At 66.7% G+C, this 22268-nt stretch carries 21 protein-coding genes; 15 read left to right on the forward strand and 6 right to left on the reverse strand.

Features of this window, described 5'->3' with window-relative positions; all coding sequences use genetic code 11:
- Together HLAC_RS00720 and lpdA are read left to right on the forward strand one after the other, a co-directional pair.
- Complete coding sequence (locus HLAC_RS00720; protein WP_012659390.1) at nucleotides 1-1620, forward strand: 2-oxo acid dehydrogenase subunit E2; 1620 nt, start codon at nucleotides 1-3, stop codon at nucleotides 1618-1620.
- Nucleotides 1620-3047: a dihydrolipoyl dehydrogenase gene (gene lpdA / locus HLAC_RS00725; protein ID WP_012659391.1), complete on the forward strand. Its 1428-nt coding sequence runs from the start codon at nucleotides 1620-1622 to the stop codon at nucleotides 3045-3047. Before HLAC_RS00720 ends, lpdA begins: the two co-directional genes overlap by 1 nt.
- Nucleotides 3048-3086: 39 nt before the next feature.
- Here lpdA and HLAC_RS00730 read toward each other — a convergent pair whose 3' ends face one another.
- Entirely contained in the window at nucleotides 3087-3284 is a 198-nt protein-coding gene (locus HLAC_RS00730) for a CopZ family metallochaperone (protein WP_012659392.1), read from the reverse strand.
- A gap of 131 nt (nucleotides 3285-3415) precedes the next feature.
- On the opposite strand from HLAC_RS00730, the gene HLAC_RS00735 reads away from it, so the two are divergent.
- Nucleotides 3416-4030 carry an AsnC family transcriptional regulator gene (locus HLAC_RS00735; RefSeq protein WP_012659393.1) on the forward strand — a complete coding sequence of 205 codons (615 nt, stop codon included), beginning with the start codon at nucleotides 3416-3418 and terminating at the stop codon, nucleotides 4028-4030.
- 435 nt (nucleotides 4031-4465) lie between these two features.
- On the opposite strand, the gene HLAC_RS00740 is transcribed toward HLAC_RS00735, so the two are convergent.
- On the reverse strand, nucleotides 4466-4852 hold the full coding sequence (locus tag HLAC_RS00740; protein WP_012659394.1) for a hypothetical protein: 387 nt from the start codon (nucleotides 4850-4852) through the stop codon (nucleotides 4466-4468).
- 375 nt (nucleotides 4853-5227) lie between these two features.
- Between HLAC_RS00740 and HLAC_RS00745 the strand changes: the two genes are divergently transcribed.
- The 4 genes from HLAC_RS00745 (at nucleotide 5228) to HLAC_RS00760 (ending at nucleotide 10787) form a co-directional block, all read left to right on the forward strand.
- The gene (locus HLAC_RS00745) at nucleotides 5228-5557 is read left to right on the forward strand and encodes a DUF5783 family protein (RefSeq protein ID WP_012659395.1); all 330 of its coding nucleotides are present in this window, start codon (nucleotides 5228-5230) and stop codon (nucleotides 5555-5557) included.
- A 102-nt stretch (nucleotides 5558-5659) separates the two neighbouring features.
- On the forward strand, nucleotides 5660-6037 hold the full coding sequence (locus HLAC_RS00750; RefSeq protein ID WP_012659396.1) for a NifU family protein: 378 nt from the start codon (nucleotides 5660-5662) through the stop codon (nucleotides 6035-6037).
- A gap of 213 nt (nucleotides 6038-6250) precedes the next feature.
- Nucleotides 6251-6670, forward strand: a complete 420-nt coding sequence (locus tag HLAC_RS00755) for a PPC domain-containing DNA-binding protein (protein WP_012659397.1) — start codon at nucleotides 6251-6253, stop codon at nucleotides 6668-6670.
- A gap of 16 nt (nucleotides 6671-6686) precedes the next feature.
- The gene (locus HLAC_RS00760) at nucleotides 6687-10787 is read left to right on the forward strand and encodes a DNA-directed DNA polymerase II large subunit (RefSeq protein WP_012659398.1); all 4101 of its coding nucleotides are present in this window, start codon (nucleotides 6687-6689) and stop codon (nucleotides 10785-10787) included.
- 445 nt (nucleotides 10788-11232) lie between these two features.
- Here HLAC_RS00760 and HLAC_RS00765 read toward each other — a convergent pair whose 3' ends face one another.
- The gene (locus HLAC_RS00765) at nucleotides 11233-11877 is read right to left on the reverse strand and encodes a bifunctional 4-hydroxy-2-oxoglutarate aldolase/2-dehydro-3-deoxy-phosphogluconate aldolase (protein ID WP_012659399.1); all 645 of its coding nucleotides are present in this window, start codon (nucleotides 11875-11877) and stop codon (nucleotides 11233-11235) included.
- Nucleotides 11878-12091: 214 nt separating this feature from the next.
- Between HLAC_RS00765 and HLAC_RS00770 the strand changes: the two genes are divergently transcribed.
- Nucleotides 12092-14281 carry an elongation factor EF-2 gene (locus tag HLAC_RS00770; protein ID WP_012659400.1) on the forward strand — a complete coding sequence of 730 codons (2190 nt, stop codon included), beginning with the start codon at nucleotides 12092-12094 and terminating at the stop codon, nucleotides 14279-14281.
- 72 nt (nucleotides 14282-14353) lie between these two features.
- On the opposite strand, the gene HLAC_RS00775 is transcribed toward HLAC_RS00770, so the two are convergent.
- Nucleotides 14354-14848 carry a DUF3592 domain-containing protein gene (locus HLAC_RS00775; RefSeq protein WP_012659401.1) on the reverse strand — a complete coding sequence of 165 codons (495 nt, stop codon included), beginning with the start codon at nucleotides 14846-14848 and terminating at the stop codon, nucleotides 14354-14356.
- A 275-nt stretch (nucleotides 14849-15123) separates the two neighbouring features.
- Here HLAC_RS00775 and HLAC_RS18670 point away from each other — a divergent pair, with 275 nt between their 5' ends.
- From HLAC_RS18670 to rpsJ, 5 genes are all read left to right on the forward strand, one after another.
- Nucleotides 15124-15285 carry a hypothetical protein gene (locus HLAC_RS18670; RefSeq protein WP_154018575.1) on the forward strand — a complete coding sequence of 54 codons (162 nt, stop codon included), beginning with the start codon at nucleotides 15124-15126 and terminating at the stop codon, nucleotides 15283-15285.
- A complete protein-coding gene (locus HLAC_RS00780; protein WP_012659402.1) occupies nucleotides 15282-15896 on the forward strand; it encodes an amino acid-binding protein in 615 nt (204 codons plus the stop codon). The genes HLAC_RS18670 and HLAC_RS00780 overlap by 4 nt, the downstream gene beginning before the upstream one ends.
- Nucleotides 15893-16879, forward strand: a complete 987-nt coding sequence (locus tag HLAC_RS00785; RefSeq protein ID WP_012659403.1) for a homoserine dehydrogenase — start codon at nucleotides 15893-15895, stop codon at nucleotides 16877-16879. Before HLAC_RS00780 ends, HLAC_RS00785 begins: the two co-directional genes overlap by 4 nt.
- A gap of 187 nt (nucleotides 16880-17066) precedes the next feature.
- A complete protein-coding gene (gene tuf / locus HLAC_RS00790; RefSeq protein WP_012659404.1) occupies nucleotides 17067-18332 on the forward strand; it encodes a translation elongation factor EF-1 subunit alpha in 1266 nt (421 codons plus the stop codon).
- A 3-nt stretch (nucleotides 18333-18335) separates the two neighbouring features.
- Nucleotides 18336-18644: a 30S ribosomal protein S10 gene (rpsJ, locus tag HLAC_RS00795; RefSeq protein WP_008002209.1), complete on the forward strand. Its 309-nt coding sequence runs from the start codon at nucleotides 18336-18338 to the stop codon at nucleotides 18642-18644.
- A gap of 110 nt (nucleotides 18645-18754) precedes the next feature.
- On the opposite strand, the gene HLAC_RS00800 is transcribed toward rpsJ, so the two are convergent.
- Both HLAC_RS00800 and HLAC_RS00805 read right to left on the reverse strand, forming a co-directional pair.
- Complete coding sequence (locus HLAC_RS00800) at nucleotides 18755-19315, reverse strand: rhomboid family intramembrane serine protease (protein ID WP_012659405.1); 561 nt, start codon at nucleotides 19313-19315, stop codon at nucleotides 18755-18757.
- Nucleotides 19316-19367: 52 nt separating this feature from the next.
- On the reverse strand, nucleotides 19368-19664 hold the full coding sequence (locus HLAC_RS00805) for a DUF7967 family protein (protein ID WP_012659406.1): 297 nt from the start codon (nucleotides 19662-19664) through the stop codon (nucleotides 19368-19370).
- A gap of 197 nt (nucleotides 19665-19861) precedes the next feature.
- Here HLAC_RS00805 and HLAC_RS00810 point away from each other — a divergent pair, with 197 nt between their 5' ends.
- A complete protein-coding gene (locus HLAC_RS00810; RefSeq protein WP_012659407.1) occupies nucleotides 19862-21037 on the forward strand; it encodes a lysylphosphatidylglycerol synthase transmembrane domain-containing protein in 1176 nt (391 codons plus the stop codon).
- A gap of 22 nt (nucleotides 21038-21059) precedes the next feature.
- Complete coding sequence (locus tag HLAC_RS00815; RefSeq protein ID WP_012659408.1) at nucleotides 21060-22241, forward strand: hypothetical protein; 1182 nt, start codon at nucleotides 21060-21062, stop codon at nucleotides 22239-22241.
- The last annotated feature ends 27 nt before the right edge of the window (nucleotides 22242-22268 follow it).

The raw sequence follows: 22268 nt of genomic DNA on the forward strand, positions 1-22268 counted from the left end.
ATGCCGGTCAAAGAGTTCAAACTGCCCGACGTGGGCGAAGGAGTCGCCGAGGGCGAGCTGGTCACTTGGCTGGTCGCGCCCGGCGACCGCGTCGAGGAGGATCAGCCGGTCGCGGAGGTCGAGACCGACAAGGCGCTCGTCGAGGTCCCCTCGCGGTACGACGGGACCGTCGAGGAGCTGTTCGTCGAGGAGGGAGATATCGTCCCCGTCGGCGACGTGATCATCTCGTTCCGCGTCGGAGAGGACGGTGAAGACGTCGAGGCGGGAGGAGACGACTCCGCAGAGACGGGAGCCGACGCCACGGAGCCGGAGCCGGAGACGGACATCGGCGCCGAGACCGACGCGGAATCCGACGCCGAGACGGAGCCCGACACCCCGCCCGGCCGGACCTTCGCGCCGCCGTCGGCCCGTCGACTCGCCCGCGAACTGGGCGTCGACATCGCCGTCGTCGACGGGAGCGGTCCCGGCGGTCGGATCGGCGAGGCCGACGTGCGGGCGCACGCGGAGGGCGGTGGCGACCACGCTGGCGCCGACGCGGGCGATTCTGGCTCCGACAAGGCACCGGCCCCGACCCCGACCGACGTGGGATCCAGTGACCGGAAATCCGCCGTACACAAGCGCGGTGACGACGGATCCGCCGAATCCTCTGCGGACGCCCCGTCCGCTGCCGGGGCTCCCGAGTCGGCCGGCCGCGAGACGACGCTCGCGACGCCCGCGACCCGGAAGGTCGCCCGCGAACTGGGCGTCGACATCGACGACGTGCCGACCGACGAGACCCGGGACGGCGAGGCGTTCGTCACCGGCGAGATCGTTCGGGCCTACGCGGAGGCGCTGGAGTCGGGGGCGTCGCCCGCGGCGGACGCGGTCGATACGTCGGCGCCCGAACCGAAATCCGCCGATGCCTCGCTGAGCGCCCCTGGCTCGGCCGACGAGACCATCCCCTATCGCGGGGTGCGGCGTACCATCGGAAAGCAGATGGAGCGGTCGAAGTACACCGCTCCGCACGTCAGCCACCACGATACCGCCGAGGTCGACGGGCTGGTGGCGGCGCGGGAAGAACTGAAACGGCGCGCGGAGGAGCAGGGCGTGAAGCTCACCTACATGCCGTTCGTGATGAAGGCGATCGTCGCGGGGCTGAAGGAGTACCCGTCCCTCAACAGTGAGCTTCGCGAGGACGACGAGGAAATCGTGTTGAAGGGCGACTACAACCTCGGGATCGCCGTCGCGACCGACGCCGGGCTGATGGTGCCGGTCGTCGAGAACGTCGACGAGAAGGGGCTCTTCGAGCTGGCGGAGGAGGTCAGAGATCTCGCTTCGCGCGCCCGCGAGCGCAAGCTCACGCCGGCGGAGATGAAGGGCGGCACGTTCTCGATCACCAACTTCGGCGCCATCGGCGGGGAGTACGCCACGCCGATCATCAACTATCCCGAGACCGCGATCCTCGGGCTGGGCGCCATCGAGGAGCGCCCGGTCGTGCGCGACGGTGAGGTCGTCGCGGCGCCGACGCTTCCGCTTTCGCTGTCGATCGACCATCGCGTGATCGACGGCGCGGTCGCGGCCGAGTTCGCGAACACCGTGATGGAACACCTTGAACATCCGCTGCTACTGTTGACTCAATAATGGTTGTCGGAGACATCGCAACCGGAACGGAGGTACTGGTGATCGGCGCGGGACCGGGCGGCTACGTCGCCGCCATCCGCGCCGCACAGAAGGGGCTCGACACGACGCTCGTCGAGAAGGACGCCTACGGCGGCGCCTGCCTGAATCGCGGCTGTATCCCCTCGAAGGCGCTGATCACGGGATCGGGGCTCGCTCACGAGGCCGGCAACGCCGAGTCGATGGGTATCCACGCGGACCCCGCCGTCGACATGGGGAAGATGGTCGAGTGGAAAGACGGCGTGGTCGACCGACTCACCGGCGGCGTCGAGAAGCTCTGTAAGGCGAACGGCGTCAACCTCGTGCCGGGGACCGCCTCGTTCGTCGACGAACACACCGCGCGCGTCGCCCACGGCGGCCAGGGACAGGGCTCCGAGTCGATCGAGTTCGAGCACGCGATCATTGCGACCGGATCGCGGCCGATCCAGATACCCGGCTTCGAGTTCGCCGAGGACCACGTCTGGAGCTCCGCCGACGCGCTCGACGCCGACACGGTCCCCGACCGGCTCGGGATCGTCGGCGGCGGGTATATCGGCATGGAGCTGGCGACGACGTACGCCAAGCTCGGCGCCGACGTGACCGTCGTCGAGATGCTCGACGACATCCTCGACCCCTACGAGGACGACGTGAAGCGGATCGTCCGCAAACGGGCCGAGGAGCTGGGCGTCGAGTTCCACTTTGGCGAGGGCGCGAGCGAGTGGTCGGAGGGCGCCGACGGCGGCTACCTCCTCCACACGGAGACCGAGGAGGGCGAGGAGTCGACGTACGGCGCCGACAAGATCCTCGTCGCCGTCGGCCGCCAGCCTGTCACAGACGGACTCGACGTAGACAATGCCGGGATCGAGACGGACGACCGCGGCTTCATCGAGACGGACGACCGCACCCGCACCGCGGTCGAGCACATTCACGCCGTCGGCGACGTGGCGGGCGACCCGATGCTCGCGCACGTGGCCTCGAAAGAGGGGATCGTCGCTGCCGAGGTGATCGCGGGCGAACCCACGGCGCTCGACCAGCAGGCGATCCCGGCGGCCGTCTTCACCGACCCCGAGATCGGAACGGTCGGGATGACCGAGGAAGAAGCCGAGGCGGACGGGTTTGACCCGGTGGTCGGCGAGATGCCCTTCAACGCCTCCGGTCGCGCGATGACGACCGGTCACACCGAGGGGTTCGTCCGGCTCGTCGCCGACGACGAGACCGGGTTCGTCCTCGGCGCGCAGATTGTCGGCCCGGAGGCCTCGGAGCTGATCGCCGAGGCCGCGCTCGCGATCGAGATGGGCGCGACGCTGGAGGACGTGGCGGCGACGGTCCACACCCACCCGACGCTCGCGGAGGCGGTAATGGAGGCCGCGGAGAACGCCCGCGGACAGGCGATTCACACGCTGAATCGGTAGGGTGGTAGAAACCGGCGGGCTCGGTGCCCGCGATCCCTTTTAAGCGGAGGCGTCGTAGCCCGCATCATTCACCGCGCTCACGAGCGCGTCCGAATCGGCGTCGCCCTCGACGGTCGCGGACTTGCTCTCGCGGTCCGCAGTCGCACTCTCGACGCCGTCGACGCCTTCGAGCGCCTCCGTGACGCTCTGTTCGCAGTGTTCACACGACATTCCTTCGACGGTGATCGTCTGGCTCATAGCGTACGACAATAGGGCCGGGGGCGATTTGTCGTTTTCTGCTTCGAGACCGCGGGTCGGGAGCCCAGTTGACTTTGGAATCCGAACCGCTCCGGCCAACCGTCTTATATATCGGTCTCGTACCGGGATACATGCGCGACCTCGACGAGACGGATTTAGAGATCCTGTCGCTTCTGGCTGAGGACGCCCGGCGCCCATTTAGCGAGATCGGCGACCGGGTTGGGCTGTCGGGACCGGCGGTCTCCGACCGCGTCACCCGGCTGGAGGAGACCGGCGTTATCAAGCGATTCACGGTCGACGTCGATCGGACGAAGCTCCGCGCCGGGGTTCCCGTTCTGGTGGACGTGGAGCTGCCGGTTGGCGCCGAATCGACCGACGGATCGAACACCCTCGACGCGGCCCGCGAGCGCGTCCGCGACGCCGACGCCGTCGAGCACCAGTTCGTCACGGCTGAGGGCGACCTCCGCGTGTACGCCCGCGTCGAGGGCCGGAACGTTCGGGAGTGGGTGGTCGGGCTGTTTGAGGGGGTCGGCGTCGAGGACTACACGGTCACGCTGGTCGACGAGTTCGAGTGGACGCCCTCGATCGAGGGCGTGGAGTTCGCGTTGACCTGCGCGGAGTGTTCCAACACGGTCGACAGCGAAGGCGAGACGGCGCGGATCGACGGCGAGGTGTACCACTTCTGTTGTCCGTCCTGCCTGTCGCAGTTCCGGGAGCGGTACCAGCGGCTGGAGGAGGGGGCGTGATCTGACGGATCGGTTGTTTATAAGTCATTTTTGTCGGTGAGTATCTCTAAAGCCCTAGCCGATCGCTTATAAACGGTTCCTGACGGCAGATCGACGGTGAACACCTCCAAAGCCCCAGCCGTGAGGACAGCGCAGGCGACGCAAGCACTGCAGGGAGTGAGTGAGGCGAACGACCGAAGCGCGCAGCGAGAGTGCGCTGTCCTCACGGCTGCCCCTTTGAGTCCCGCCCCGCCCCGCACAGCACCGCCACACCTCCCCACCCTCGTCGGTCGCCCGTCGCTTCGCTCGGGCTGCTCCAGCCCGCGCTGGCCACCGGGGCGATGACGCTGTCCAGCGTGAGCGTGCTCGCCAACAGCCTGCTGTTCCGGCGGTACGAGCCGGACCGCGACTACCGGCTGCTCGGTCGGCTGCGGTGAGGCGAGCCGCTAGCTCCGATCACGGCTCGCCTCTCGCCACGCGGTACGCCTGATCGGCGTACCGGAATCGCGTCGTCTCGTTGTCGAAGCCAACGGTCTGATCGGCCGTTCGCGTGTCCGTGCGGAGGACTACCCGCTCGACTGCTTCGTCCGTGAACGCGAGCAGATTTCGGTAGCCCCGATTCCGTCGCCGCATCACCTGCTCGGGGATGAGCATGCGGCCCGCCGTCTGCGCTCGCTCCAGCGTGAGGCTGGCTCGCTCTCCGTCGTCACCGTTTGACGCAGCCCGCCACCCATCTGCGGTGACAGTCACCGCGGTTCCGTCCGACTCGCTCGTCGCGTTGTCCGTCGGCGCGACGGAGACCGGCGGTGCGTCGAACTCGACGAGGGCGGCGCTATTCGACATCGTGCGCCCGTATCCCACGACGGCGGCGTAGTGGCCTCCACCGAGGTACGGATCGCGCTCGGCGAGTCCGTCGGATCGGTCGATCCGCCTCCCGACGTGTTGCAGCCGGCGAACGCCCCGAGGGCGGCGGATAGGCCGACGAGGAGGGACCGTCGATGCATACTCGCCCTGTCCGTCAGCGTGTGAAGGGTCTTGTGGGGTCGCTGGTGGGGCGCACTCGCCTACCGGATGTCGATTTGATATAGCGGAATACAATTTAATCACACAATCTAGCTCCAATCCCCCGCTCAACGGCTACGACCGCCTCGCCCGTCGGTTCCGGTCCCGTGAGCGACGATCGACCGGCTTTTTCCCCGCCGCGCCGTCGGATCGGGTATGGCCGACGAGTTCGACCCCGAGAAGTTCGAGGACAAGTACGCCCACTACTTCAACGAGCTCCAGCGGGCGTACAAGAACGCGTTCAACCAGATGAACGACCGGTACGACTCGGAGCTGATCCACGGAATCGACCAGACGGTGCTCAACGAGTCCGAACCGTTCTACGAGGACGGCGAGTTCCGCGTCGAACTCCCCGAGAACCCCCGCGAGCGCATCCGTGGGGCAGTTCCCGTCGACGATGAGCTGTTCAAGGAGGCGCTCAACGAGTACGTCGACCGGATCGAGTCGGAGCTGTACCGGACGCTGGGCGTCGATCGCCCGGAGTGAGACGACCGCGTTCCGTCCGCTTCACCGCCTAACGCGCCGGTTCTCTCGGATCGCGTTCCGTCGAACCAAAGGCATAAGCCGCCCGGACGCCAATTCGCGAGCATGAGCACGGACACCACTGACGCGGACAACGACCTCCGCGAGCGGATCACGAACTTCCTGCGACGCAACTTCCCGCAGATCCAGATGCACGGCGGGAGCGCCGCCATCAGCCACCTCGACCGCGAGAGCGGCGAGGTCACAGTCCAGCTCGGTGGCGCCTGTTCCGGCTGCGGTATCTCTCCCATGACGATCCAAGCGATCAAGTCCCGGATGGTCAAGGAGATCCCCGAGATCGAGACGGTCCACGCCGACACGGGCGCGGGCGCCGGCGCCGACGGCGACCTCGGCGGCACCAGCAGCGGCGGCATGTCACCCTCCTTCCCCGGCGAGACGACCGACGACGGCGGCGACGACGAAGGCCCCCAGGCCCCGTTCTGAGCGGTTCTCCCGATCTCGCGGCTTCGTTCTCTCCCGTTTTCCGCACTCAGATAGCTATTCGCTCGTCAGTTCGGTATCTGACGCGTCTCTAGTTGATTCTGTGTGGGCGTGGTTGAGCCCTGTTGCGCGTGTTTAAATCGGATTTCGCTATATCAATTTCTCCTCCCGACGCGACTGAAGGCTTTTTGCCCCCGGCGGTCGTGGACGGTTCCTATGCACCATCGGGAAGTCGAGTCGACGGCGGAGTACGTCGCGCGGTTCGAGACGGGCGCCGACTGGCGCGAGGAAATCGAGGACCTCGCCCGCGCGGAGGACGTCGAGGCGGGCTGGTTCACGGCGCTCGGGGCCGTACAGGACGCGGAGGTGTGGTTCTACGACCAGGATGAGACAGAGTATCAGTCGGTGACCTTCGACGAGCCGCTGGAGGTCGCGGCCTGCGTCGGCAACGTCTCGCTGCTCGACGGCGACGTGTTCGCGCACACGCACGTCGTGCTGTCGCGACCGAGCGGACAGGCGCTCGCGGGCCACCTCGACTCTGCGACCGTCTGGGCCGGCGAGTGCCACCTCCGGGCGTTCGCGGAGCCGCTGGAGCGCTCTCACGACGCCGCCACCGACCTCGACTTATGGCTCTGAGGCGGGGCGCGCGGCGATGAGGCCGGACGACGAGCGCTACTTCGCTCAGATCGAAGACCGGCTCGACGAGGCGTGGGACGTGGCCGAGGCCGCCAAGGAGCAGGGTCACGACCCGAAACCGAAGATCGAGATCCCGATCGCCCGCGATATGGCCGACCGGGTCGAGAACATTCTCGGAATCGACGGGGTCGCGGAGCGCGTCCGCGAGTTGGAAGGCGAGATGTCCCGCGAGGAGGCGGCCCTCGAACTCGTCACCGACTTCGTCGAGGGGACCGTCGGCGACTACGACTCCCGGGCCGGCAAGGTCGAAGGCGCGGTCCGGACCGCGGTCGCGCTGCTCACCGAGGGGGTCGTCGCCGCGCCGATCGAGGGGATCGACCGGGTCGAGCTGCTGGAAAACGACGACGGCACCGAATTCGTCAACGTCTACTACGCCGGTCCGATCCGGTCTGCGGGCGGGACCGCGCAGGCGCTGTCCGTGCTCGTCGCCGACTACGCCCGATCGTTGCTCGACATCGACGAGTACAAGCCGCGAGACGTAGAGGTCGAGCGCTACGCCGAGGAGATCTCGTTGTACGACAAGGAGACAGGCCTCCAGTACTCGCCGAAGGACAAGGAGTCGAAGTTCATCGCACAGCACATGCCCGTCATGCTCGACGGGGAAGCGACGGGCGACGAGGAGGTCTCCGGGTTCCGCGATCTGGAACGCGTCGACACCAACTCCGCGCGCGGCGGGATGTGTCTCGTGGCCGCCGAAGGGATCGCGCTGAAGGCCCCGAAGATCCAGCGGTACACCCGCGACCTCGACGAGGTCGACTGGCCGTGGCTGCAAGATCTGATCGACGGAACGATCGGCAAGGACGGCGGCGGCGCGAGCGACGAGGCTCCCGAGAATGCCGGCGCAGAGGGAGACGACGACAGCGAGGACACCGCGGGCAACGAGAGCGACGGGGACGACGCGGATGATGCCGATTCGGAAACCGATGGCCCTGCTGGCCCCCTCCGTCCGAAGTCCTCACAGAAGTTCCTCCGGGACCTGATCGCAGGCCGTCCCGTCTTTACCCACCCGAGTGAGGCGGGTGGATTCCGACTTCGATACGGTCGCGCGCGCAACCACGGGTTCGCGACCGGCGGGGTCCACCCGGCGACCATGCACCTCGTCGACGACTTCCTCGCGGCGGGCACCCAGATCAAGACGGAGCGTCCGGGGAAAGCCCACGGGGTCATCCCCGTCGACTCCATCGAGGGGCCGACCGTGCGACTCGCGAACGGCGAGGTCCGGCGGATCGACGACCCTGAGGAGGCGAAGGAGATCCGGAACGGCGTCGAGAAAGTGCTCGATCTCGGCGAGTATCTCGTCAACTACGGCGAGTTCGTCGAGAACAACCACCCGCTCGCGCCCGCCTCGTACGTCTACGAGTGGTGGGTTCAGGAGTTTGAGACCGCCGGTGCCGACGTGCAGGCCATGCGGGACGACCCCCACGTCGACCTTGAACACCCCGATGTCGACGAGGCGCTCGCGTGGGCGCGCGAGTACGACTGTCCGCTTCACCCGGAGTACACGTACCTCTGGCACGACGTGTCGGTCGATGCGTTCGAGGCGCTCGCAGATGCGGTTGCCGCCGGCGACGTGGTCGAGGGCGTCCTCGCGATCGAGCGCACGGAGACGACGCAGCACGCGCTGGAGTCGCTGCTGGTCCAACACGTCGCGACGCCGGACGCGCTCCGGATCCCCACGTGGCGCCCGCTGGCGCGGTCGCTCGGAATCGACGACGGGCTCCGAAAGACGTGGAGCGCGGACGACCTCTCGGCGGCGGCCCGCGAGTGGGATGACGGTGAGAACGCGGTGAAAGCCATCAACGAAGTCGCTCCCTTCGAGATTCGCGAGCGGGCGCCGACCCGGATCGGCAACCGGATGGGCCGCCCGGAGAAGTCGGAGAGCCGTGACCTCTCGCCGGCGGTCCACACCCTGTTCCCGATCAACGAGGCCGGCGGCCCCCAGCGCGACGTGGCGGAGGCCGCGGGGACGATGGACGACTCGGGCCACCGAGGGCGGCTGGACCTGGAGGTCTCCGACCGGGTGTGCCCCGACTGTGGCGAGCACACGTACCGGGCGCAGTGCCCGGACTGCGGGGTCCACACCGACCTCCACTACGAGTGCGGCGACTGCGGCACCGTCTGCGAGCCCGACGAGGCCGGCCGCGTCGAGTGCCCGCGCTGCGAGTGGGAGGTGACGGCGGCGACCTACCAGGAGGTCGACCTCAACGACGCGTACCGCTCCGCGCTGGAGACCGTCGGCGAGCGGGAATCCGCCTTCGAGATTCTGAAGGGCGTTCAGGGGCTCACCTCGCGGAACAAGACCCCCGAGCCGATCGAGAAGGGGGTCCTCCGCGCGAAAAATGGTGTCACATCGTTCAAGGACGGCACCGTCAGGTACGACATGACCGACCTCCCGGTCACGTCGGTCCGCGCCGAGGAGCTCGACATCACCGCCGACCACCTCCGAGAGATCGGTTACGAGACAGATATCGACGGCGAACCCCTGCGCCACGACGATCAACTGGTGGAGCTTCGGGTGCAGGACATCGTCCTCTCCGACGGCGCTGCCGAGCACATGCTCAAGACTGCGGGCTTCGTCGACGACCTCTTAGAGCAGTTCTACGGGCTCGACCGCTTCTACGAGTTCAACGAGCGCGACGACCTCGTCGGCGAGCTCGTCTTCGGGATGGCGCCGCACACGAGCGCCGCAACTGTCGGGAGAGTGGTGGGTTTCACGTCGGCCGCCGTGGGATACGCTCATCCGTACTTTCACGCCGCCAAGCGGCGCAACTGCTTCCACCCGGAGACGGAGATTGAGTATCGAGACGACGCAGGGTGGCACCGCGAGACCATCGAGAAATTCGTTGAGGAGCGACTGAATGATCCCCAGACCGACGACTTCGGAACACTCGTCAACGAACTCGATGGCAACGTCGAGGTTCCTTCGATCGACGAACACGGAAACAAGTCGACACAGCCGGTGACTGCCGTCTCGAAACACCTGAGTCAGGACCATCTCGTCCAGGTCGAGACCCAGCGCGGACGTTCGATTCGCGTGACACCCGACCACACGATGCTGCGAGTCGCGGATGGAGGCGTTCAAAAGGTCGCTGCAAACGAACTGGAGATCGGCGATTCGGTCCCGACGACAACTCTTCGTCACGAGATGTCGGTGGGCGCTACTGTCGACGTGACGACGGACGGGGGGATCGAGGCGGACACAGTTGCCTCGGTCGATTTCCTCGAAAGCGACATCGAACACACTTACAATCTCACAGTCGCCGAGACGCACACGCTCGCGGCGAACGATTTACTGGTCGCTCAGTGTGACGGAGACGAGGATTGCGTTATGCTCCTCATGGACGGACTTCTCAACTTCTCGAAGACGTTCTTACCGGACCAACGCGGCGGTCGTATGGACGCGCCCCTCGTGATGTCCTCGCGGATCGACCCGTCGGAGATCGACGACGAGGCGCACAACGTCGACATCGCGCGGGAGTACCCTCGCGAGTTCTACGACGCGACGCTGGAGATGGCCGATCCGGAGTCGGTCGAGGACCTGATTCAGATCGGCGAGGACACGCTCGGGACCGACGAGGAGTACCACGGGTTCGGCCACACCCACGACACGACGGACATCGCGATGGGACCCGATCTGTCGGCGTACAAGACGCTCGGCGACATGATGGAGAAGATGGACGCCCAGCTGGAGCTGGCCCGGAAGCTGCGCGCGGTCGACGAGACGGACGTGGCCGAGCGCGTGATCGAGTACCACTTCCTGCCGGACATCATCGGGAACCTCCGGGCGTTCTCGCGGCAGAAGACGCGGTGTCTCGACTGCGGCGAGAAGTACCGACGGATGCCGCTATCTGGCGACTGCCGCGAGTGCGGCGGGCGGGTGAACCTCACCGTCCACGAGGGGTCGGTGAGCAAGTACGTCGACACGGCGATCGAGGTCGCCGATCGGTTCGGCTGCCGGCCCTACACGAAACAGCGGTTGAAGGTGTTAGACCAGTCGCTGGAGTCGATCTTCGAGGACGACACCAACAAGCAGTCGGGTATCGCGGACTTCATGTGAGGGATCGGGCTCGGAACGTGGTTATTGAGGCGTTTTAAGCGGTGGTCGGTTCTGTCGACCGTTTATAAGTAATTGATCTCGTTCTGACGGCGAATGTCTCCAAAGCCCCAGCCGCTCGCCTATAACTGATTGAAAGATCTCCGAGGAACACCTCCAAAGCCCCAGCAGCGAGGCCGGCGCACGCTCGTTGCGCTCCTCACTCGCGTTGCTCGCTGCGGTGCTTACGTCGCCTGCGCCGGCCTCGCTGCTGCCCCTTTGAATCCCACCCCGCCCCGCACAGTACCGTACCTCACGCCTCTCCAGCCTCGCCGCTCACTTGGGGCTCCCTTCGGTCGCCCGCGTCGCTCGCGGCGTCCCTCGTGCGACGCTCCTCGCGCCCAGTGGGCGCTCGGAGGCGCGCGCCACCGCTGCTGTCGTCCTATCCGTTTATAAGGAGATCGCCGCTTCAGTCGTCGCCGCGCGCGTCCTCAACCACTTGCACGAACTGGCGGGCGGTCTCGGTGATCGACTCGTAGTCGCCGCGCGCGGCCGCGTCGTAGTCGACGAGGGCGCCGCCCGCGCCGACCGCGAACGCGCCGGCGTCGATGTAGTCTGCGGCGTTGTCGGGGCCCACGCCGCCGGTCGGCATCATCGGGATCTGGCCGAGCGGCCCCTTCATCGCGCCGAGGTGGGCCGGCCCGACGGTCTTCGCAGGAAACACCTTCACGAAGTCGGCACCGGCCTCGTAGCCGCGGATTGCCTCGGTCGGCGTCATCACGCCGGGGGCGCTGACGGCGCCGTAGCGGTTGCACGTCTCGATCACGTCCTCGTGGAGGCTCGGCGAGACGACGAACTCCGCGCCGGCCATCAGCGTCGTTCTGGCGGTCTCGCTGTCGAGGACCGTCCCGGTGCCCACGACGACCTCGTCGTCGAAGGAACCCGCAACCTCGCTGAGCTTCTCGGCGACATTCGGCGTGTCCGCGGTGATCTCAACGGCGGTGACACCGCCGTCGCGTAGCGCCTCCGTGATCTCGATCAGCTGGTCCGCTTCGACCCCGCGCAGCACCGCGACGACGCCGCTGTCGACGAGCCGTGAGAGCGTCTCGTTCATACGCTCCTGTTTCCGAGGGATCACTTAAATGGACGCGGATGCGCACGGGGGCGCTCACCGACCGTGTTATTTTTATCGTGACACCTCCGACCGTGATACTTCTGATCGTGCGACCGATCGACACGAAAACGGCGGCGATCGCGGGCCGACCCGGTCGAAACGGCCGAGACGAAACACTACCCTTTTGACCCTCCTTTCGGTAACAAACGGTATAATGGGCCGACGAAAGAAGATCGTTCAAGAGTGTGAGCGGCTGATGGATGAGCCGGATAACATCCGGAACATCGCCATCGCCGCCCACGTCGACCACGGGAAGACGACGCTCTCCGACAACCTGCTGGCCGGTGCCGGCATGATCTCCCAGGACACCGCGGGCGAGCAGCTCGCGATGGACACGAAGGAGGACGAGCAGGAGCGCGGCATCACCATCGACGCGGCGAACGTTTCGATGACCCACGAGTACGAGGACACCAACCACCTCATCAACCTCATCGACACGCCGGGCCACGTCGACTTCGGCGGCGATGTCACCCGTGCGATGCGCGCGGTCGACGGCGCCTTAGTGGTCGTCGACGCCGTCGAGGGCGCGATGCCCCAGACCGAGACGGTGCTCCGGCAGGCGCTCCGCGAGGGCGTGAAGCCGGCGCTGTTCATCAACAAGGTCGACCGCCTTATCTCCGAGCTTCAGGAGGGGCCACAGGAGATGCAGGAGCGGCTGATGTCCGTCATCGCCGACGTCAACGAGCTCATTCGCGGAATGGCCGAGAACATGGACGACATCCCCGAGGACTGGACCGTCTCCGTCGAGGACGGAACGGTCGGGTTCGGCTCCGCGCTGTACAAGTGGGGCGTCTCGATGCCGTCGATGCAGCGGACCGGCATGGACTTCGGCGACATCATGGACCTCGAACAGAACGACAAACGCGACGAGCTCCACGAGCGGACGCCGCTTTCGGACGTCGTGCTCGATATGGTCTGTGAGCACTTCCCGAACCCGGTCGACGCCCAGCCCCGTCGTGTCCCGCGTATCTGGCGCGGCGACGCGGAGAGCGAGCTGGCCGACACGATGCGGATGGTCAACGAGGACGGCGAGGTCGTCTTCATGGTCACCGACATCTCCATGGACCCGCACGCGGGCGAGATCGCGACGGGCCGCGTCTTCTCCGGGACGCTGGAGAAGGGCCAAGAGCTGTACGTCTCCGGTACTGCGGGCAAGAACCGGATCCAGAGCGTTGGGCTCTTCATGGGGTCCGAGCGCGAGGAAGTGGACCGCGTTCCGGCCGGGAACATCGCGTCCGTCACCGGCCTGCGCGACGCCATCGCAGGCTCCACCGTCTCTTCCGTGGAGATGACGCCGTTCGAGTCGATCGAGCACATCTCCGAGCCGGTCATCACGAAGTCCGTCGAGGCGCAGAACATGGACGACCTGCCGAAGCTCATCGAGACGCTCCAGCAGGTCGCCAAGGAGGACCCGACGATCCAGATCGAGATCAACGAGGACACGGGCGAGCACCTCATCAGCGGGCAGGGCGAGCTCCACCTCGAAGTGATCACCCAGCGGATCCGCGACAACCAGGGCATTCCGGTCATCACCGGCGAACCGATCGTGGTCTTCCGCGAGCAGCCCCAGGAGGCCTCCCGCGAGGTTGAGGGGCAGTCGCCGAACCGCCACAACAAGTTCTACCTCACCGTCGAGCCGATGGCTCAGGAGATCGTTGACGCCATCCAGCTCGGCGAGGTTTCGATGGACATGCCCGAACTGGAGCGCCGCGAGGCGCTGCAGGAGGCCGGCATGGACAAGGACACGTCCCAGAACGTCGAGGACATCCACCGAACCAACATCCTCATCGACGACACGAAGGGGATTCAGCACCTCAACGAGACGATGGAGCTCGTCTTGGAGGGGCTTCAGGAGGCCCTCGATGACGGGCCGCTCGCCGCTGAGCCCGTTCAGGGGTCGCTGTTCCGCTTACACGACGCGAAGCTCCACGAGGACACCATCCACCGCGGTCCCGCGCAGGTTATTCCCGCGGTCCGCAACGCGGTCCACCGCTCGCTGATCGACGGCGAGGTCCGCCTGCTGGAGCCGATTCAGGACGTTCGTATCGACGTTCCCTCGGAGCACATGGGCGCGGCGTCCGGCGAGATTCAGGGTCGCCGTGGCCGCGTCGACGACATGTATCAGGAGGGCGACCTCATGGTTGTCGAGGGCATCGCGCCCGTCGAGGAGATGATCGGGTTCTCCTCTGACATCCGCTCGGCCACTGAAGGCCGCGCCTCGTGGAACACCGAGAACGCGGGCTTCCGCGTGCTCGTCGATAATCTCCAGCGCGAGAAGATTATGGAGATCCGCGAGCGCAAGGGCATGAAGCTGGAACTGCCGCAGTCGATCGACTACTTCTAAGTCGACGACGCGGTCCGCGGTTGCGGTTTTCTGCGGTCTCTCTCTCCCGATTCTTTCGCTCTTTCTGCCCCGTCAGCCACGGGTCCGCTTGACCGCCGACGAACCGCCGACGAGCACGAAGAAGAGCCCGATCGTGATCGCGAGCAGCGGCGCACTCGACGTGCGGTGTTTCAAGAATCCTGCGTCCGGATCCGACGGATCGACGTACGCGGTGGCGGACTCGTCGACGGCGTATTCTTCGACCACCGAACGGGCCGTTGACTCGGTGTCGTAGTTCGTCGAAATCGTCGACGGGAACACGTTCGTGCTCGCGTACGCGGTCCCTTCGTATTCGTAGGTGAAGCGCACTGTCGGGCGGTAGCTCACGTCTGTGCTGCTTCCGGCCGAGGTCGATTCGATGTCGAGATCGGTGATCGTGGCGTCGACCTCGACGGCGTCTTCCACGGCGTTCGATTGCTGGGTGTAGTCGTACGCGCCGTACCCGGTCGCCGCGAGTCCGATCACCAGCATGAGAACTGCACCCCGGACTGTGCTCGGACCGCTGATCGTGAGTCCGTCATCTCCCATTTACGACGTCACCTCGGAGGGGAGAGAGGCGGTTTCGTGGGAGCGCTCGCGTCGAAACTGTCGACGAACCGTCTGGAGGATTTTCACACCGTCGTGACACGCCCTCGACACATAATTGTGCGGTTGTCCCTTCACTCACTTACTGTTCGATCCTCAATCGGTTCTGCGCTGCCCGCTATTCGCCCCAAACCGTGTGCCGCGTTGGCAGGCTCGATAGCGAGGCAACGCCTGCCATCGCCGAAGGCTTATACCGGATCCACCGACTCGTTTCGGGTATGCAGACGGGCACGACTCCCGCTCGGCGCATCGCGACGGAGCCAGCAAGCGGCCGCTCCGCGCCGCCGACAGGACCGTGCCGGACCGTCCCGTCGACGGGAACCCTCGGAACCTCGTCCGCCGTGACGGCGACCGTTTCCGGTGTGGGGGTGGCCGCGTGAGCGACGGTCGCGACGGGGCTCCCGAGGAACGGGACGACGCTGGCGACGGTGAGTCCGTCGACGGTGCCGCCTCGCTAGACGGTGGTCACGCCTCGGCGACGCCGTCGACGCATACGGTGCGGCTCGAACTCGTCGACGAGCCCGGACAGCTGCTCGCCGCGCTCCACCCGATCGCCGACAACGGGGGGAACCTCCTCTCCATCTACCACGAGCGGGGGAACAAGACCCCCCGTGGTCGGATCCCGGTCGAGGTCGACTTCGAGGCAACCCCGGAGCGCTTCGAGGGGATCGTCGAGGCCCTCCGGAGCGAGGGTGTGAACGTGATGCAGGCGGGGACGGAGCGGTACGCCGAGGAGGTGACGCTACTTCTCTTCGGTCACCTCATCGACACGGACCTGTCGGACACGCTCTCGCGGATCGAGGCCTGCGAGTCGGCGTCCGTCGCCGACGTGTCGCTGGCGGCACCACAGGGGACCGAGGAGGTGTCAAGCGCCCGGCTTCGCCTGGAGGCCCGCGCCGGAGAGACGGAGACGGCGCTTGCGGCGGTCCGGGAACTGGCCGCTGAGAAGAACCTCCGTCTGGTCGAGCCGCTCACGGGGGTGGAGGCGTGAAACTCGCCGTTATCGGTGCGGGCGCGGTCGGTCGCTCGGTCGTCGATCTAGCGGGCGAGTACGGCCACGAGGTCGTCGCGGTAGCGGACTCGTCGAGCGCGGTCGTCGCGGACGGATCTGACGGTCGGGACGCCGGCGTCGACTCCGACGCGGTCGTGGCTCGCAAGGCCGAGCGAGGGATCGTCGGTGACGACGACCCGGACGACGCGCTGGCAGCCGACTACGACGCGCTGGTGGAGGCGACGCCGACGACGCTTGGCGACGCCGAGCCCGGTTTCTCGCACGTCCGGACCGCCTTGGAGCGCGACCGCCACGCCGTGCTCGCGAACAAAGGACCAGTCGCGGAGCGGTTCGGCGACCTGCGGGCGCTCGTCGCCGACAGCGCGGGCGACATCCGGTTCGAGGCGACCGTCGGGGGCGCTATTCCCGCGGTGTCGACCGTCGAGGATATCGAGCCCGGCCACGTCACCGCGGTTCGAGGCGTGCTCAACGGGACGGCGAACTTCATCCTCACCCGGATGGCCGCCGAGGGGCTCGACTACGACCACGTCCTCGCGGAGGCGCAAGATCTCGGCGTCGCGGAGGCCGACCCCTCCTTCGACGTGGACGGTACCGACGCGGCGCTCAAGTGCGTGATCCTCGCGAACGTGCTGTCGTTCGGCGCGGCCGACGACCCGGACGACGCCCGAGAATTCTCCCTCGACGACGCCGCTGTCGAGGGGATCCGCGACGTGCCCGGCTCCGCGCTCCGGCTCGCGGCCGAAGACGGCCGGACCGTCCGGCTCATCGGCGAGGCGACCGAGGAGACCGTCCGTGTCGCGCCCCGGCTCGTCCCCGAGAACGGGACGCTCGCGGTCTCCGGGACGCAGAACATCGTCCAGATCGAGACCACCCACGCCGGCCGGCTCAACATTTCCGGACGGGGTGCTGGCGGCCCGGAGACGGCGAGTGCGGTGCTCGGAGACGTGGGTCGGCTACAGTAGGTCGCTTCGCTATCGAGCTGCGTCAGCGCGACCTGGCACACGAAACCGGACCGTGTGTCGCTCTCCCGTGCCCCGCGTTGTCGAGAATCGCCCGACGGCGTCGCGATTGTCTGTGGGCCGTATCGAAACCGTTTTAGTGGAATCTACCGAAACTTACTCACAGAGCGCCTTAGCGCGTGATTACCCCATGAGTGACAAACCGCACCAGAACCTGGCCATTATCGGCCACGTCGACCACGGCAAGAGTACGCTCGTGGGTCGCCTCCTCTTCGAGACGGGGAGCGTCCCCGAGCACGTAATCGAGCAGCACCGCGAGGAAGCCGAAGAGAAGGGCAAAGGCGGCTTCGAGTTCGCCTACGTGATGGACAACCTCGCCGAGGAGCGCGAGCGTGGCGTCACGATCGACATCGCCCACCAGGAGTTCGACACGGACAACTACTACTTCACCATCGTCGACTGCCCGGGCCACCGTGACTTCGTGAAGAACATGATCACGGGCGCCTCCCAGGCCGACAACGCGGTGCTCGTCGTCGCGGCCGACGACGGCGTCGCGCCCCAGACCCGAGAGCACGTGTTCCTGGCCCGCACGCTGGGTATCAACGAGATCATCATCGGCGTCAACAAGATGGACCTTGTCGACTACAAGGAGTCCTCGTACGACCAGGTCGTCGAGGAAGTCAACGACCTCCTCAACCAGGTCCGCTTCGCCACCGACGACACGACGTTCGTGCCGATCTCGGCGTTCGAGGGCGACAACATCTCCGAGGAGTCCGAGAACACACCTTGGTACGACGGCCCCACCCTGCTGGAGTCGCTCAACGACCTGCCGGAGTCCGAGCCGCCGACGGACGCGCCGCTCCGACTCCCCATCCAGGACGTTTACACCATCTCCGGCATCGGGACTGTCCCCGTAGGACGCGTCGAGACCGGTATCCTCAACATCGGCGACAACGTCTCCTTCCAGCCGTCCGACGTGGGCGGCGAAGTGAAGACGGTCGAGATGCACCACGAGGAAGTGCCCAAGGCCGAGCCCGGTGACAACGTCGGATTCAACGTCCGCGGTCTCGGCAAGGACGACATCCGTCGCGGTGACGTCTGTGGTCCCGCCGACGACCCGCCGAGCGTCGCCGAGACGTTCAAGGCGCAGGTCGTCGTCATGCAGCACCCCAGCGTCATCACCGCCGGCTACACGCCGGTCTTCCACGCCCACACGGCGCAGGTCGCCTGTACGATCGAGGAGATCAACCAGAAGATCGACCCCGCGTCGGGTGAGGTCGCCGAGGAGAACCCGGACTTCATCAAGTCCGGCGACGCCGCGGTCGTCACCGTGCGCCCGCAAAAGCCGCTCAGCATCGAGCCGTCCGGCGAGATTCCGGAACTCGGCAGCTTCGCCATCCGCGACATGGGTCAGACCATCGCGGCCGGCAAGGTGCTCGAAGTCAACGAGCGATAATCGATGCAGCAGGCACGCGTCCGCCTCGCCGGCACGAGCCCCGAGGACCTCGACGACATCTGCGCCGACGTCCGCGAGATCGCGGACTCGACGGGGGTTGCCCTGTCAGGCCCGATCCCGCTACCGACGAAGACGCTCGAGATCCCGTCGCGAAAGTCCCCGGACGGTGAGGGGACGGCGACGTGGGAGCACTGGGAGATGCGCGTCCACAAGCGTCTGATCGACATCGACGCCGACGAACGCGCGCTCCGTCAGCTCATGCGCGTCCAGGTGCCCAACGACGTTAGCATCGAGATCGTTCTCGAAGACTAAGCGCTAGGGCGTCCGTTCACACGTTCTCTTCGTTTTCTTTCGCGCTCGCTAGCGCCGTCGCCGTCGTTCGTCGCTCGACTCGGACACGGTCTGACACGCCCGTAGCGAGATCACTGCACGTCGAGCAATCCCGCGCGCCCGGTAACGAGCCCGCAGAACGCGCCGGTCGCGTGAGCGATCAGCGCGACGCCCGGCGCCGCTGTCGTCGCGGTGAGGACGAGAGCAGCCAGTCCGAACAGCGCGAACTGCGCACGGGTGGAGAGCCGCAGCCGGTCGAACAGTGTCGCGCTCACGACGTTGCTCGCGAGGAGGTAGCCACCGAGCCCGAAGACGGCGCCGCTCAGACCCAACACGGCGGTCTGGGGGCCGAGCAGTCCGCCGAGCGTCACCTGCGTGATTCCGGCGAGCGCACCCGTTCCGATCACGAACGCGTGGAATCGGAGACGGGTGGTCCGGCGCTCGACGAGCGGGCCGACGAGAAGCAGCGCGAGCGCGTTCGCCAGCAAGTGGCCGATTGACCCGTGTGCGTACACACTAGTGACGACGGTCCACGGCGCGACGGAGAGCGGCGTCGACAGCGCGAAGATCGCCGCGAGGTCGACGAGACGTAGCGCCCCCTGTGCGATCCCGACAAGCGACGCGATCGCGAGGGTTTCGAGGGTGGCACGCATGGGCAGACCGTTCACGCCGGACCGACTTAAGCGCGGTCGCGCCGGTCGGATCTCAGATTACGTTGTCGGGAGCGTGAGCCGCCGCCATCCGTTTGGCTTCGACCGCGTACCGCTCTCTATCGGCCGGATCGTTGACGGCTCCGACGTTCGCCGGGTCGGCGTCGACCGCGGCAGTGGTGTCCCGGATGTCGGTGAAGGAGGTGAGCGCACGCTCCTTCCGGAAATAGCGCTCGCCGTCGGTTGTGGCGTAGGTGAGGATCACCATGTTCTGCTCGTCGTCGGAATAGGTGCGCTCGACGAGCCACATTCGGATGGGCTTGGCGTCGGCGTCGGTCTCGGCATCGGTCATGTGCTATATTTCGAATTCTATGCACAAACGACTTCCGGCGATGTTGGGCGGTGGCAGATTGAGGTTCCAACCGATGCCAGTCCGAGTCTCCCGCTTGAAGTGACGGGGGACCGTCAGTGTTAAGTCATTTAGGCCGACCTAAACCAACGTATGCACGCTGAACACCCCCTCGAATGCCGTCAAACGGCCGCGGGCCGATGACTGGCGGCCGCGTTCGAGGCTGGATCCGAGGTCGCCTCTCGCGGAAGCGGCTCACGGTCGTCGGGACGCTCGCCGTTCTCGCGGTCGGCGTCGTCGTCGTGGTTCGAGCCCTCGACGCCGACGCGGTCGTGGCGGCCGCGGGAGCGGCCGATCCGACGCTTCTCGTCGTCGCCCTCGGCGTCTACGTCCTTTCGTGGCCAGTCCGTGGGCGCCGGTACGCCGATGTGCTCGCGGCCATGGGCCGCCGCTGCCGGACCGGATTCCTCACTGCGACCGTATTCGCCAGTCAGACCGCGAACCTGATCGTCCCCGCGCGGGCCGGCGACGGGGTCCGCGCGTACCTGCTCAAGGACCGGCGCGACGTGCCGTACCCGACCGGCGTCGCCTCGCTCGCTGTCGAGCGCGCGTTCGACCTCGTGGCGATCGGCGTCCTCGGGGGCGTCGCGCTCGCGTTCCTCCTTCTGACCGGTCGGTCGCCCGGCTCTGGCGACTCGGTCGGCACCGTCGCGCCGTCGACTGCGCTCGCGGCCGCGGCCGGTATCGCCGCCGTCGCCGCGACCGTCTCGGTCGCGACCGTCGCTGTTGCCCGGAGCGACCGGCGGTTCGGCCCCGCGCTCCGCGCTCAGACCGAGCATCCACGTCTCTCACGGGCCGTCGACGCCGTCGTCAGATTCGGCTCGTCGGTCCGGGTCGTCGCTGCCAATCCTCGACGCCTCGGTGCCGTGTTCCTCTGGAGCGCCGTCGTCTGGACGCTCGACGTCCTTACGGCCGTCCTCGTGCTCGCGGCGCTCACGGGCGGAATTGGGGTGTTCGTCCCGACGCCGACGCTGCTCGTCGTCGGCACGCTCGCGGTCAGCGTCGGCAACCTCGCGAAGGTGCTCCCGCTCTCGCAGGGCGGGATCGGGCTGTACGAGGCGGCGTTCACCGGACTTGTTGTGAGCACGACTGGCCTCCCCGTCGAGACGGCGCTCGCGGCGGCGATTCTCGATCACGCGCTGAAAAACGCGGTCACGCTCGCGGGCGGTGGGGTCGCCGCGCTCGCGCTCGGACTCTCACCGACGGCCGGCCCTGCAAGCGACGGCGACCCCAGACCGGAAGCCGTCTCCGGAGACGGGGCAGCGAACGCGGCCGGAGAGAGCGAGTTGTCGAATTCCGGACCGCCAGATTTTTAGGCTAACCTAAAAACTTTGCAGTATGGAAGAACGCCGTCCAGACGCCGCCAGCGGGGACATCTGTGTGATCGTCCCCACGATCCGTGAGTACGAGTGTCTCCGCGAGTACGTCGCGAACGCCCGGGAGCACGGGTTCGACGTCTCTCGGCTCCACTTCGTGCTCGTCACCGAGGACTTCTGTGACGTCGACGAGATGCAGTCCATGCTCGACGACCTCGGCGTCTCCGGCAAGGTATTCGACGGCAGTCGCCGTGAAGAGTGGTACGAGGCAAACGAGGTCGCGGAGTACGGTCACGTCGTTCCGGCTGCGAGCCACGCCGAGACCAGCTTCGGCCTGCTGTACATGTGGGCCGACGAGTCGTTCGAGTACGGGCTCTTCATCGACGACGATACGCTCCCCCACGACGACGAGGACTACTTCGGCCGCCACATGGAGAACCTCGGGTTCGAGGGCGCAATCGAGCGCGTCAGCTCCGACAAGCAGTGGGTGAACGTCCTCTACCAGAATGCCGACGAACACGGGCTCTACCCGCGCGGCTACCCGTATTCCGCGATGAACGAGACAGTGGAGACTGGTACTGTCGAGGTCGAGTCCGGCGAGGTCGTCGCCTCGCAGGGGCTGTGGACGAACGTCCCCGACCTCGACGCGGTCCGGATCCTGATGGACGGCGACCTGGAGGGGCAGGCGCAGACGCGGACGACCGCCGACGACTTCGGGAGCGACTTCGTCGCCGCCCGCGACAACTACCTCACCGTCTGCTCGATGAATCTCGCGTTCCGCCGCGAGGTGATCCCGGCGTTCTACCAGCTCCCGATGGACGACAACGAGTGGGAAGTCGGGCGATTCGACGACATCTGGAGCGGCGTGTTCTTAAAACGAGCCTGCGACGTACTCGGCAAGCGGATCTACAACGGCGGCCCGCTGTGTGAACACAACAAGGCCGCCCGGTCGACGTTCGACGACCTCCACAACGAGGTCGCCGGGCTCGAACTCAACGAGCACCTCTGGGAACTGATCGACGATGCTGGCGCTGATGCCGACGACTACGTCGCGGTGTACGACGCGATGGCCGATCGACTGACCGACAGCGAGTTTGACGAGTACCGGAACGGTGCGTTCTTCACCCACGTCGGCGAACACATGCGCGACTGGCTCGACTGCCTCGATGCGCTCCGCCGAACGCCGGCGGTTGCGGACGACTGAACCGACACCACTAAGACTATTTAGGTT

This window comes from Halorubrum lacusprofundi ATCC 49239 (assembly GCF_000022205.1).
GTDB lineage: Archaea > Halobacteriota > Halobacteria > Halobacteriales > Haloferacaceae > Halorubrum > Halorubrum lacusprofundi.

Excerpts from the sequence above, each read along its gene's own strand:
- HLAC_RS00720 (WP_012659390.1), top strand. The coding sequence starts at position 1 with ATGCCGGTCAAAGAGTTCAAACTGCCCGACGTGGGCGAAGGAGTCGCC.
- lpdA (WP_012659391.1), top strand. The coding sequence starts at position 1,620 with ATGGTTGTCGGAGACATCGCAACCGGAACGGAGGTACTGGTGATCGGC.
- HLAC_RS00730 (WP_012659392.1), bottom strand. The coding sequence starts at position 3,284 with ATGAGCCAGACGATCACCGTCGAAGGAATGTCGTGTGAACACTGCGAA.
- HLAC_RS00735 (WP_012659393.1), top strand. The coding sequence starts at position 3,416 with ATGCGCGACCTCGACGAGACGGATTTAGAGATCCTGTCGCTTCTGGCT.
- HLAC_RS00740 (WP_012659394.1), bottom strand. The coding sequence starts at position 4,852 with ATGTCGAATAGCGCCGCCCTCGTCGAGTTCGACGCACCGCCGGTCTCC.
- HLAC_RS00745 (WP_012659395.1), top strand. The coding sequence starts at position 5,228 with ATGGCCGACGAGTTCGACCCCGAGAAGTTCGAGGACAAGTACGCCCAC.
- HLAC_RS00750 (WP_012659396.1), top strand. The coding sequence starts at position 5,660 with ATGAGCACGGACACCACTGACGCGGACAACGACCTCCGCGAGCGGATC.
- HLAC_RS00755 (WP_012659397.1), top strand. The coding sequence starts at position 6,251 with ATGCACCATCGGGAAGTCGAGTCGACGGCGGAGTACGTCGCGCGGTTC.
- HLAC_RS00760 (WP_012659398.1), top strand. The coding sequence starts at position 6,687 with ATGAGGCCGGACGACGAGCGCTACTTCGCTCAGATCGAAGACCGGCTC.
- HLAC_RS00765 (WP_012659399.1), bottom strand. The coding sequence starts at position 11,877 with ATGAACGAGACGCTCTCACGGCTCGTCGACAGCGGCGTCGTCGCGGTG.
- HLAC_RS00770 (WP_012659400.1), top strand. The coding sequence starts at position 12,092 with ATGGGCCGACGAAAGAAGATCGTTCAAGAGTGTGAGCGGCTGATGGAT.
- HLAC_RS00775 (WP_012659401.1), bottom strand. The coding sequence starts at position 14,848 with ATGGGAGATGACGGACTCACGATCAGCGGTCCGAGCACAGTCCGGGGT.
- HLAC_RS18670 (WP_154018575.1), top strand. The coding sequence starts at position 15,124 with ATGCAGACGGGCACGACTCCCGCTCGGCGCATCGCGACGGAGCCAGCA.
- tuf (WP_012659404.1), top strand. The coding sequence starts at position 17,067 with ATGAGTGACAAACCGCACCAGAACCTGGCCATTATCGGCCACGTCGAC.
- rpsJ (WP_008002209.1), top strand. The coding sequence starts at position 18,336 with ATGCAGCAGGCACGCGTCCGCCTCGCCGGCACGAGCCCCGAGGACCTC.
- HLAC_RS00800 (WP_012659405.1), bottom strand. The coding sequence starts at position 19,315 with ATGCGTGCCACCCTCGAAACCCTCGCGATCGCGTCGCTTGTCGGGATC.
- HLAC_RS00805 (WP_012659406.1), bottom strand. The coding sequence starts at position 19,664 with ATGACCGATGCCGAGACCGACGCCGACGCCAAGCCCATCCGAATGTGG.
- HLAC_RS00810 (WP_012659407.1), top strand. The coding sequence starts at position 19,862 with ATGACTGGCGGCCGCGTTCGAGGCTGGATCCGAGGTCGCCTCTCGCGG.
- HLAC_RS00815 (WP_012659408.1), top strand. The coding sequence starts at position 21,060 with ATGGAAGAACGCCGTCCAGACGCCGCCAGCGGGGACATCTGTGTGATC.